The 12362-nt window shown below is 53.3% G+C and carries 6 protein-coding genes; all 6 read right to left on the bottom strand.

Annotated elements, in window-relative coordinates; translation table 11 throughout:
- Positions 1-140 precede the first annotated feature (140 nt).
- The 6 genes from Pan97_RS13840 to Pan97_RS13865 all read right to left on the bottom strand — a co-directional run bounded on the left by Pan97_RS13840 (position 141) and on the right by Pan97_RS13865 (position 12342).
- Positions 141-1646, bottom strand: coding sequence for an arylsulfatase (locus Pan97_RS13840; protein ID WP_241676421.1), 1506 nt, complete (start codon positions 1644-1646; stop codon positions 141-143).
- 281 nt (positions 1647-1927) lie between these two features.
- Positions 1928-3271: a c-type cytochrome domain-containing protein gene (locus tag Pan97_RS13845; RefSeq protein ID WP_144973462.1), complete on the bottom strand. Its 1344-nt coding sequence runs from the start codon at positions 3269-3271 to the stop codon at positions 1928-1930.
- A 58-nt stretch (positions 3272-3329) separates the two neighbouring features.
- The gene (locus Pan97_RS13850; RefSeq protein WP_165698748.1) at positions 3330-7937 is read right to left on the bottom strand and encodes a DUF1549 domain-containing protein; all 4608 of its coding nucleotides are present in this window, start codon (positions 7935-7937) and stop codon (positions 3330-3332) included.
- A gap of 81 nt (positions 7938-8018) precedes the next feature.
- Positions 8019-9377 (bottom strand): DUF1501 domain-containing protein, encoded by a 1359-nt coding sequence (locus Pan97_RS13855; RefSeq protein WP_165698749.1) that lies wholly within the window; start codon positions 9375-9377, stop codon positions 8019-8021.
- Positions 9378-9592: 215 nt separating this feature from the next.
- Positions 9593-10945, bottom strand: coding sequence for a DUF1501 domain-containing protein (locus Pan97_RS13860; RefSeq protein WP_206668894.1), 1353 nt, complete (start codon positions 10943-10945; stop codon positions 9593-9595).
- 281 nt (positions 10946-11226) lie between these two features.
- Positions 11227-12342, bottom strand: coding sequence for an alanine racemase (locus tag Pan97_RS13865; protein ID WP_144973470.1), 1116 nt, complete (start codon positions 12340-12342; stop codon positions 11227-11229).
- Positions 12343-12362: the final 20 nt, after the last annotated feature.

Raw genomic sequence — 12362 nt, forward strand, 5'->3', positions numbered from 1 at the left:
CACGTATTCCACTGCCTGCTAATAACACCAACGCGTGATGCCTAACGTAGTGGCTTCTATGGTGATGTGAAGACATCACAATTTGCGAGTTTCAAACCTAAGAGAGTTCTCATGTCCGCAAGGAGGACAATCGAACTACTTCACTGCTGAGTTGCCTCGCTTAAAAACTGGCTCCTCAACTCCTCCCAACGAGATGCCATGGCTTTCAATCGCTCTGGCTCTTTGTCTGCCAAGTCGTGTTGTTCGGCACGATCAGCTGAGAGATTGTATAGGTGCCAATTCACGCTTAAATCTTCTTTACGTTTACTGCCATCGCTCTTTGTTCGTGGCCCATCCTCTGAATCGGCTGCGTATACGATCTTCCAGTTCCCCTGCCGATAGGCTCGGTTTTGGTTGTGATAAAACCAAAGCTCGTCATGCAAGACAACTTCATCCTTCAGCAAACCAGGCTTAAGACTCACGCCAGCCATCGGGGGGCCCTGCCCGCCTTCGACCCTGACGCCTGCCAGATCAAGAATGGTTGGAGCGATGTCAATAACATGCGCCATGGAGGATCGCAATTCGTTCTTAGCTTTTATACCGCTGGGCCAATGAACGATAAAAGGTGTAGAAATTCCACCTTCATGGACCCAAGTCTTATGGCGACGAAACGGTGTGTTTGCGGCGCTCGAAAAACCTGGCCCCAGGCACAGATACGTCTCAGCTGATCCCATGTCCGCTGTCGTATCATGACCGTCACCTCGCACCATGATTTCAGCACTTGCACCATTGTCGGATAGAAAGCAAATGAATGTATTCTCCATCACGTCCATACTTCGTAATTGCTCGAGAATACGACCGATCTCGCGGTCCATCCGATCAATCATGGCTGCATGGATCGCCATTTTGGTTGCCTGGAATTGCTTTTGCTCCTCGGTAAGCTCCTCCCAAGGTAAGGGGCGATTGATCTCGCCCGTGCCAAGCAACTTGATATGTTCGGGAAATGCATAAGGAGGCCCAACCTCGGGCTCAAGTGCCGATAACTCAGCAACATCAATCCCAAGTCCTTGCTGTCGCTCATGACGTTCCTTCCGCAATACATCCCACCCCTGCGTGTAACGGCCGCGATATCGTTCGATGTCCTCTGGCAGAGCATGCAGCGGAAAGTGGGGCGCGCGAAAGGCCACGTATTCAAAGAATGGCCGTTCGGCAAACTTCGATGCGTGTTCCTTTAAACACGCGATCGCAAAGTCCGCTGTATCAATCGTCTCGTAGTATTTGGGATCACGTGTTTTCTTTTTGGTCGTTTCAAAGAATCCAGGACCTCGTGTCGTCGGATCGGAACGGTCGAAACCATTCTTCGTTGGCTCACCGTCGACGTGCCACTTACCCGAATGGTAGGTTCGATATCCTTCGGCTTTCAGGTAATCGGCAACGGTTTTCGCCCACTCCGGTCGTTTGCCTCGGCCGCCGAAATTGCCCGGTGCTCCCGGCATTCCGTCGCGTCGAATCTGCTGCGGATAGTAGCCCGTCAAAAGTGCCGATCGTGTCGGCCAACAGCGGGCCGTGTTGTAGAAATGGGTAAAACGTAAGCCACCTTTGGCAAGTTGGTCTAGATTCGGCGTCAAGATTTCTCCACCATAGCAACCAGCATCCGAATATCCCATGTCATCCGCAATGATCACCAGGAAGTTCGGCCGATCGTCCGCTCGCGAGCTGCGGGCAGAAGAGAATACGAGGAGAAACAGCAAAAGCAGCGTCCAGGCCTTTACAGTCCTAAGTGTGACAGGCATTGTCAAGTTCATCGAAATCTCCTCTTATCAGTTTGACGCCGTGTTCATAATAGATACCGATCAGCCCTGTTGTGGAGTCTTGCGATGTGAAAGGACTCATTCGGATGGGTCTAGAACTATCCGATTCAAGCGATCATTTTACCCTAAAAATCAACTCAAGGCTTCGCACTCCAACTTCGGACAAGCGACGCATCAGCCACTTTCCATAATCTCACTTCACCATCAAACGACCCGCTCGCCACTAATTCATTTGCGGGATCGTTCTGCCCAGGCTGGAAAGTTACCGACAACACCCAGTCGCTGTGTCCTTTGAATTCTTTGGCGACCTTATTGCTCTTTAAGTCGACACACTGGACACGGGCATCGACACACGGAATCAGAACATTATCCCCCTGACGAACGATCTTGCTGCCATCGCTGCCCAGCCCTACCTCGGCAACCTTCTTGTTATCGGCAATATTCCAGCGGTGCAATTTGCTGTCATCCCCGATCGAGACAACTTGCTTGTTTTCAGGAAGGATGCTCACGCCACGAACGATGTCTCCGTGTCCCAGATAGCTGGAAATCAATTCGCCGGAGGTGCCATCGTACACCTTGGCAGATTTATCGCGACTGCTGGACGCAAGCAACTTGCCATCGTCGCTCCAGGCCACCGAGGTGACCCAATCCGCGTGACTGGCGATTGTGCGGACATCTTTCAATGTCTGCATATCAACGATACGAATCGAACTATCCGCCGAAGCGACGGCAAGTTCCGAAGTGCCGGGACGAAAGGCAATGTCCAACACGACATCGCTGGTTCTCGCGGTGACTCCTTTGACTTCGCCTGTCGCGAAATCAATAAGTCGCACCTCACCACTCTTTCCAGGTTCGCCGCATCCGACTCCCAACGTCTTTCCATCAGCAGAAAAGCTCATCGCAAACACACGTTGGCCAACGTTCGGAACTCGACGGACAAGCGCACCGTTCTCGACATTCCAAACGTTCAGTTCATGGTATCCGCCTGAGATCACCGTTCTCCCATCTGGCGAAAACGCCACCGCCGTAATCGGCACCGGGTGTCCGTAATGCTTTGGTGGGCTCGCATACGTTGGAGGAGGGATCACAAGAGCCAGTGTCTGGGCGGGATTTTCGCCATCGAACTTCGCCCCTTCGGCAATCCACTTTTGGAACTTAGCGATCTGATCGGCGGAAAGTGGCTCGCTTTCGGCTGGCATCCGTTCTGATTCGTCATCGCACGAAATTCGGCGTACCAGCTCACTTGGATCGTTGGCATTCGCGCCAATCGGGGACTCGCCTGAGTCTCCTGCCTTGAATAACTCTTTGTAACTGTCGACGCGATATCCTCCTTCCGCCTTCTTCGCTCCATGACATGCAAGGCAGCTATCCTGAAGTATGGGAGCAATATCGGTACGGAAACTAACCGGCGCATCGGCACCATAGACCATCCCAGTTAGACTGCCCAGGACAAGAATCGACAGGTAAGCGTGATAACTCATGGATTGTTCTCGGAGTCTTGCTTGTCGTTGTAAACACCGTCAATACAGACAACGTTGCTCAATGCTGAAACAAAAACTCATCCGTGTTGAACAGTGCCCAACAAACATCCTCGATACCCGATACGGGATCGGTCGCCTTCGAGCAGTGATCCAGCGCCGCTTTTAGTTCCACTTCGGATGGCAAACGACATAAGGCGGCGAGGTAAAGCTCTTTGATGGTCTCTTCGGTACTCTTACCTTCGGTAAGGCTTGTTCGGAAGCGATTATTCTTGTCTCGCAGCTTCTCATGGATCAGCGATCCGTTGAACAGTTCAATTGCCATACCAAGATTGGAATCACTGGAACGTTCGCACGCGCAAACGGTGCTGCGCTCCGGTTGCCCAAACACCTTCAGGAAATCGACTTTCGCGACATCCGGTGCCGGCATCTGGGTCGCCAACGTTCCTGTCGGCAAACTGCCCAGTTTCTGGTTCAGATTCAACGTATGATTGATCGCGTCAAGCAACTGTTCGGCTCCCAACATACGTGGTTCCTGGTGCGAGAAATAGGTTGTATCTTCGCGATTCATCTCGTTGGTCGCGTGGCTCGCTTGATAGGTCCGACTGTTCAAGATTGCTCGCAACAAATGCTTTCGATCGAATCCGCTGTCAACGAAATCTTTTTCCAATGCATCCAGCAACGGGCCATTCGCAGGAGGATTCGAGTCACGAAAGTCGTCGATTGGTTCGACAATCCCTCGAGCAAATAGGTGGCTCCAAATTCTATTGGCTTCGATTCGAGCGAAATAAGGGTTTTCAGCGTTGACGAGCCACTCGGCAAAAGCGATCCGCTGATCAGAATCGGACGCGCGTTCGATAGTGCCAACTTGTGGTAGCCATGGAGCCATCACCTCTCCAGTCCGCGGCTGCGTGACCTCGCCTGAGAGTGATGTGTAGATGAACATCTCTCCGGGGCGATCGGTATTACGGTGCTGCACTCGATTGAAGAACGCTCCTAGGCCATAGTAATTGTCTTGCGTCCACCGCTCGAAGGGATGATTGTGACACTTGGCACACTGCAAGCGCGCCCCGAGAAACACCTGCGAGATCGTTTCGACACATTGGTTCATGTCGGCAGCCGTACGATAGAAGTTCGCCGGTGGGTTCGCCAAGGTGCTACCGGATCCGGTCAGAAGTGCCGTGGCAAATTCGTCGTAAGGCATGTTCGTGCGGAGCGTGTCTTCGACCCAGCGATGATACTTATACACGCCGTCATCTCCGACCTCTTTACTAGTCATTTTCAGAAGATCACCCCACTTGAGCGCCCAGAACTTGGCGTACTCGTCCCGATCCAGAAGTGCATCGATCAGCTTCGATCGCTTATCAAGGGAAGCATCCGACAAGAACGTTGAGGTCTCCTCAACCGTGGGCAACACGCCAATTAGGTCCAGGTGAACTCTTCGAATGAACTCTGCATCGGTACAGGTTTCCGCTGGGAGGTACTGGAGCTGCCTCAGTTTCTCGTTAACCAGTTGATCAATGTAATTGGCAGGCGACGGCGCCGCCCATTGAAAACCTGGCTGGTTTTCGACGAACATCAATGGGACCGATTCAATGTATTCCAACAATCGCACGAGAACCACCGCTTCGCCGCGGGCATGCGGCGTGACGAGTCCATTCGCATTGACCGTCGCAACCGTAGTATTCGACGACTCGTACGCCGCAAGATGGGTAACATCGCGCGAGTCGCCATCGGCGAAGTGTGCCGTTACTGCCAACTGCTGACTACCGTCGGCGACCCAACGAACTTGCTTTCCACTCGGAGTGACTTCGAGCCTGGTCACCCTGGGAGTGTCAGCCGGATCCGAGTGCGCGCCGCCGGCGATCCAGTCTCGCAGGATGGCATAAGCTTCGTCTCCTTTATGCAATTGCTTGCCACCGCCGTGAGCCACACTCATCAGCGGCTTAAGCAACAAAAGGCTCTTCTCAGGTTCGATCAGGTTAACGCGGCGGCCGAAATCCTCGTGAATCAAGGTGAGTTGATCCAGCTTCAGATCAAACGCTCTCAGGGATAATCGAAATCCTCCTTTACCGCTGGGAGATCCATGACAGGCACCTGAGTTGCATCCCTGCTTTGACAGGGCCACCAGCACCTCGGACTCGAATTGGACCGGGCGACGCGTCGACGTCTGCGACACCTTCACCGGAATCACTTGATGCGCAGTCCCAACTTCGATGTTGATCTCTGCTTGGCCGTCTGCCAGCGGATAAACGACCCCGTTACGCACCTCAGCGATTTCTGGGCGGGACGAAGTAATCCGAGCATGCCGCGACCAATCACGCGACTTACCGGTTTCGTTACTACCGATGACCACGATTTGTTGGCGGCCCATGGAGTCGTTCAGCTCGATTGCGGTGGGATAGATAGCCAACTGTTTCGGGCTTTCGATCACCAATGGCATTTCGTGGGTTGAATCCACGGAGAAATCCTGCCCCTGAAACTTGCTAGCAGCTTGAATCGTTAGCTTCTGGGGGACGTCGAGAGATACGTCACTACCAATCTTTAGTTCAAAGTCCGTCGTGGATTGATCGGCTGAAATTACGATCGATTCAGGGCCAGTGATACCTGGCGGAAGATTGGCAAATGTCAGGGTTACAGGCTGATGTTCGCCTCCTTCACGAATTAAGCTGGCACGAACATGCACGGAACCGCCTCGCACGATCGGCTCGTTAAACGACAGTTGTACCTTAAGAGGATCCATCCATTGGATCGGTACATTGATTGTTTCCAAACGTCCGACCCCTTTGAACTCTCCATAGGCCTGAAGTACAAGATGATCGGGCTCGCCGGTCGCCCTTTCGTTTCGCGTGAACGTCAGCTTGTAGGCGTCTTTGTCGGCCTTAGCCTGAGCACCCCAGCCGGCCGGTAACGTCTCGGCAAGGACTTCGACGCCTGACTTGAATTCGCCTTGCAGTCGTTTGAGGTTCATTTGGGCGGTATGGGAACGAAGCGGGCGGGCAAACGAAATTGGTCCCGCCGCTTCCATTGCGAACGGGGAATCTGTATTCACGCTCGCCGATAGAATCAAAGCTCCGTCCAATTGAGAATTGGGCGTCAATACGAAGGGTTCTTTTGCTCGGTGAATCGAGTGGCTATTGACGATGCACGAGTTGGCAGGATTCCCCGAGGCCGTGGCGACAAGTTTCACCGATTCCAACTGATCGAGCTTCCAGTTTTCGCTAGCCACGAGGTATACCCGTGACGAATTCGCTTTGGCTGGTATTCGTGAGTTCACCAATCGGATGCCACAATCGGGTTTCGTCAGCGCCAGGTCGATTTCGCCGTCAAAGCCAAAGCGAATTACGTCGAGATCAATCGCACAGGCGCCGTTGTTTAGCTCGATCGCGAATTGTTCTCGTGTCTTAGCGTCTCCTTTAATCGACACCGAGAAGGTTCCCGCCGGTACCAGTTCGACCCAATAGCTGAACTCTTCTCCGCCCCGCTTTAACAGGTCAGAAACTTCCAGTCGATATTCGCCATCGTCAGGAAATGTCGCGTCCATGCTCCATTCGTCCGTATCAGACACTTTCGTTTCAGTGATCTTGCCGCCCGACGCGTTGAGCAATTGCATCTGAAGCAAAGTAGGGCTATTGAGGCTTCGCGTTTTCGACCTGAAACGGACCAATTGCCCCTTAACTCCCTGGATGGGATAGACGTCGACTTCTTTGGGTTCATTCAGGCGACCACTAATACCGATAGGCGGTGAGGAGACTGGAATCGACGAAGACTCGGTGACTTGGGGGTATTTACTGGTAAGCAGCGGAACCCACGTGGCCGATTTTCCTTCCATCGTCTGAGCCTGAAGGTTGACCATCGCGGGTGCATCGGACGGAATCTGAATTTCACGACCCGGTACTTGCCCGGCGTCTGGCCCTAGAAAAGAGACTTCAGCCTTGTGATCCGTTTGCACGGCAAGTGGAAAGCTTTGATTGACTGTGGGAAAATCGCCTACCCGCAGTTGGTATGGCGCACCACCAGCCGCATTGCGATTGTCGTGGACTTCGATCCAGTAATTGCCTTCCTGGGGAAACACGTAGTGGAAGCGAATATCAGGACCAATCTCAGAATCGTCTGCCTGGATAAGGGTCTTTCCTGTTTCGTCAATGACGCGGCATACTGGATCCATCGCCGAGTGTAAGATCTGCGTATGCACCTCAAATGAAACGCGTTGCCCAGCTTGGACGTGTAACCGATAGAAGTCGCTCAACGACGGATCGCACGTTCCCTCGACCGAAGCCAGCGCAGGAATCTCCTGTGCCGACTCGCGGGAATGATTATTTCCGTTATCCGCTACGGCTTCCATCCCATCCACCAGAAGCGTACGAACCTGAGCTGTCCCGTTCTTTCCCGCTATCCAAAGATGTACCGGTCCAAGAGGGTGATCCGCCGGTACATGAACCGATACGACTGCTTGGGTCGGCTCGATCTTCTCAACTTTCCAGGTGATGTCGGGCGTACTCAGCGCCAACCGCAGCGTGTCGGAAAGGTCTTTCCCATGGATGACCACGTTGGTGGATTGTCCTGGCCTACAGGTACGCGGATGGATCGCTTCGAACGTTTCGGCACAAGCGGACAACTGCCACGTGGCTATCACAATGCCCAGTAAGACAGTTGAAATCGTTCTCATTCGCATAATAGTGACATTGGCGGTGGAGGGAGGAAAAGTTGGAAGGCGGGTGTTTAAATATTGTCCGAATGAGGGAGCGGTCTATCCGACGAGCAAATCCTGCAAGATTCTGCCGGAACAAACATGATGAGGCCGGTTCTCACGATCCAGTAACGATTGCGTTGTGGAAACACCCATTGCATGCAGGATGGTTGTCGCGAAATCTTGAGGGGTGACGGGATCGGAAACGGGATAGGCAGCGTGTTTATCGCTGGCACCATAAACAATCCCCGGCTTGATTCCGCCGCCAGCCAATAGGCCGTTGTAGCAGAATGGCCAATGCTCTCGCCCGGCATTGTTCTGACTGATTTGGGGCTTACGACCAAACTCTCCGACCCAAGCCACGAGAGTTTCGTCCAACATGCCGCGTTCTTCCAGGTCTTGCAATAACGCCGCAAGCGCCATGTCAGCCGGAGGAATTAAATCGTTCTTCAAACGATTGAAATTGTTCCCATGCGTATCCCAAAAGTTCTTGCCATCGTTATGCCAATTGACTGAAACCAACGGCACACCATGTTCCACCAAACGGCGTGCCATCAAAACACACTGGCCGTGTATGTTCCGGCCGTAACGCTCCCGTGTCTCGGGAGTTTCCTGGGAAAGATCAAATGCACTGCGAACCTTGGCGGAACCGATCATTTCGAGTGCTCGTGTCTGGTGACTTTCAAAGGATGAAGCCGCCAACGACTTATGAATTCCAACACGCTGTGCATCCATCATCTTCATCAATTCGACCCGAGATTGTAGACGCCCCAGTTCAATATCCGCAGGCAAACCGAGTCCTTGTGGACGCCAGTTCGGATCGTTCAGGTCTCCGCCAAGAAGCATTCCATCGTATGCCGACCCAAGCCACCCGCCATGCTGCCCAGGTGCCTCGCCACCGGGCGCCGCCGGGTGAAGCGCTTTCCAAGGCATGGCCACGAAGGATGGCAGACCGTTGTCGTTGGGTCGCAATTTCGATATCAGCGAGCCGAGGTGAGGTGAATCCTTGGAACTTGGCGGATCGGCATCGCTCTTGACAACTGGTGCCAATTGCCCAGTAAGGGTAGCGTGCCCGCTGGATAAGTGCGCAGGATCATCGTGCGTAAGCGAACGGACGATTGCCAGTTTGTCCGTCCACTGTGCCACCCGGCCAAAGTGCTCGCAGATCTGGGTTCCTGGCACCTTCGTCGCAATTGGTTTGAAATCGCCACGCACTTCGGCCGGTGCATCCGGCTTCAAGTCGAATGTCTCGAGTTGGCTGGGGCCGCCCCACATGAACAAGAAGATGCATGCCTTGGCGCGTTTTCGCGGCAAGCTTTGATGATGTTCCGCCGCAGCAAGATGGGCCTGTAAATCTCCCCAGCCAAGTCCCAAGGCACCCAGCGCGCCGGCTTGAAGTATCTGTCGACGATTAATCATCGAAGCGGTTTGGAATTCGTGACATCCACTGGATCGATTTGTTTTGCGCCGGGACATTCTATTTTGGTTTTTTGAGAGAGTTCAATTGGCAAAAAGGGAGAGCCAAGCGATTCGAGCGCAGATTGATAAGGCCCGAAGCAATGGCCTGCGACAAATCGGGGCATGTGATCCGTCTTGTTGCCACTCATTCGATGGAAGAGAGCCCAGTCGAGTCGTCATACGCTGGCTCCCGTGTAAAGATTAGAAATCACCGAACCATTGAGCAGGTGATGCGGGCGCGTCAATGGATCGTAGATGGTGGCATCCGCGTTAACCCCAACAGCGTTGAAAACCGTGCTGCAGACATCGGCCGGAGACCAGGACGTGGTGATCGGATAAGCGGCTTTTGAATCGGTTTCTCCCAGGACTTGACCTCCTTGGATTCCAGCACCTGCGAACAACCCGCTGTACGCGTGTGCCCAATGATCGCGTCCCGGAATGGTTTGCCCCGGAAGCGTTGAGACCTTCGGCGTGCGACCAAATTCCCCCATGACGATCAATAACGTTTCATCAAGTTTGCCCGAGTTCTCCAGATCGTCCGTCAATGCCGCTAATCCTTGATCGAGTTCAGGCAGAAGTCGGTTCTTGAGTTTCCCCCAATTGTCGACGTGAGTATCCCATGTCTGCACGATTCCCATCGTTGCCTGCACGATGGGCACGCCTGCGTCGATCATCCGCCAAGACAACAGCAGAGACTGTCCGAACTTATTGCGACCGTACCGCTCGCGAGTCTCGTCCGATTCGCGACCGATATCAAATGCCTGGGCCAGTTTTCCGGAATTCAGTAGTTTATAGGCGACGTCTCTTTGGTCGCGAAGCGAGTCCGTATTGATTCCGGACAAAGGTGCACGGCCGTGGTTCAGGTCGTCGAGCAATTGGTGACGCGATTGCAGGCGATCGAGCGAAACGCCATCCCGCATTGACAGTGCCTCGATACGAAAGTTCTTATCATTTGGATCACCGTTGATCTGCCAAGGGTCGTGTTTAGCCCCCAGGAATCCAGCGTGCTGCCCTGGCCAGGTAAGTGGTCCCTCGATCAAGTAATTTGGAAGCGAAACACCACTCGGAATTCCATCGGTCCGGGGACGAATGAAATCGAGAGCTGCCGCGAAATTGGGAAAGTCATTGCGAGACTCCACCCGGTCCAGGTCCGATCCACCACGTGGCAGCGGAGTTGGCCGACCGGTAAGAGCCACGTGCGTCGCCAGAAGATGGTTGTGCTCGCGATGAGCCATGGTTCGCACAATTGCCCAGCGTTGCATTTGACTGGCAAGCTTCGGAAGGTGTTCGCAAACGCAAATTCCCGGCACCTTCGTTGAGATCGGATGAAACTCACCTCGTACCTCTTGGGGAGCATTCGGCTTGAGATCGAGAGTGTCGAGTTGGCTGGGGCCGCCACTCAATAGCACAATCAAAACCGACTTTGCCTTCCCAAACCCAATTGGCCGGTTTTCGCCTGATTCGGCAGCGGAAATCGGCAAACTGGGTAGAGTTGCTCCCATAACGCCGCCTGCGGCAATACGCAACATGTTTCGGCGATCCAAACCGAATAGCGGAGTAGTTTGCATGGCAAGTGGTTGTTTGCTTAGAAAAGCGGGTAGGTCCGCATCCGGTGCGGGGTAAGGCGAGTTCAGTCAATATCGGCCATTCGCCGACGAATTGCAACAGAAATATGGGGTATCACTCCCATCAAGTGGGCCTCAATTTCATGTTCCCCGAAGGCAAGGGGAACCGCGAGAGCAAAACAGGCCGGGCAAAATGGGATACTCCTAAACGAATGATCCTCACCCAAACCTCATTAAGACCATGGCTAATGAATCATACCACGGCAATCGACCGGAATTCGTTCAGACTTCCCGGCGCCGTCAAGCCATGAAACCGTATCATGAAGGTTGATGCAGAGGCAAATGTGATTTGGGATGATGGCTACTCTTTCGCCAAGACGTGGCCGAGATGGACTATTCGAGATATCAATTTCGCCATGTTCTTCGCTGAGTCGTACGATCTTGGCTTCTGGATACTCAATGACGTGGCCAAAACCTGAATCTGGAATTATCCAATTTCGGTCGCTTGAAAGGGCTTTAGTTCCAGCATCAACCACGACTTTTCCAGCAACAGCGGTGCTTACCACGGTCGCAATAACCACTGCGGCGCACTGGTCTATGCTGCAGAAGCCACCTCGAACGGTATTCATGTCATTGAACACATACGTACCTGGGCGAATCTCCGTCTGGCACGTGATCAGGTGTGATTGAAACGCCGTCGGTGTTGAACCCCCGGATACGACATTGATTTCGATTCCCGTCTCTTGGCAACGTTTTAGAGTCCTCTGAAGTTGAACGTCAATTCGCTGCAAAGCGTCTTGCTGTTGATCAGGTGGTGCCGTGATGTGCCCAGGATAGAAGAAGATTCCGTCTAGACGAATCGCACCAGGCTTGTTGACTACGAACTTGGCTAGTTCTACGACCCCATCCGCCGACGAAATACCCGTTCGATGAAAGCCAACATCTTGATCGACGAGTATCCCAATCGTCGTGCCATGCAGCTTCGCGGCGTTTGCCAATGCGTCGACCCCCTCCTGTGAATCTACCGTAACTCTTAGATTGATCTTCTTGGCAAGCTGAGCTATCCGATCGCACCTCGACGCATCGATAGCAGGGTAGGCAATCAGCAAGTCATCGCATTCTTGACTCAGAACCTCTGCTTCACCCACTTTGGCAACTGATAACCCTCGACTACCCACATTCAACTGCTCTTGAGCGACGCGTAGCGACTTGTGCGTCTTGGCGTGGGGACGCACCAGTAAATTGTGCTGCTGCGCATATTGTTGAAGCGCCTCAAGATTTCGCCGCACGAGTTGTGAGTCAATAACGAGACGAGGTGTGGCAAGCTGCTCGAATTTCACGGACAACAATCGATCGAACATCTAGATATTCCCCTCCCCGG

The sequence above is a fragment of the Bremerella volcania genome (assembly GCF_007748115.1).
GTDB classification, from domain to species: Bacteria; Planctomycetota; Planctomycetia; order Pirellulales; family Pirellulaceae; genus Bremerella; species Bremerella volcania.

Bases quoted from the DNA above. Each gene is read 5' to 3' on its own strand.
- Pan97_RS13860 (WP_206668894.1), bottom strand. From the start codon at position 10,945: ATGTTGCGTATTGCCGCAGGCGGCGTTATGGGAGCAACTCTACCCAGT.
- Pan97_RS13840 (WP_241676421.1), bottom strand. From the start codon at position 1,646: ATGGGATATTCGGATGCTGGTTGCTATGGTGGAGAAATCTTGACGCCG.
- Pan97_RS13865 (WP_144973470.1), bottom strand. From the start codon at position 12,342: ATGTTCGATCGATTGTTGTCCGTGAAATTCGAGCAGCTTGCCACACCT.
- Pan97_RS13850 (WP_165698748.1), bottom strand. From the start codon at position 7,937: ATGAGAACGATTTCAACTGTCTTACTGGGCATTGTGATAGCCACGTGG.
- Pan97_RS13845 (WP_144973462.1), bottom strand. From the start codon at position 3,271: ATGAGTTATCACGCTTACCTGTCGATTCTTGTCCTGGGCAGTCTAACT.
- Pan97_RS13855 (WP_165698749.1), bottom strand. From the start codon at position 9,377: ATGATTAATCGTCGACAGATACTTCAAGCCGGCGCGCTGGGTGCCTTG.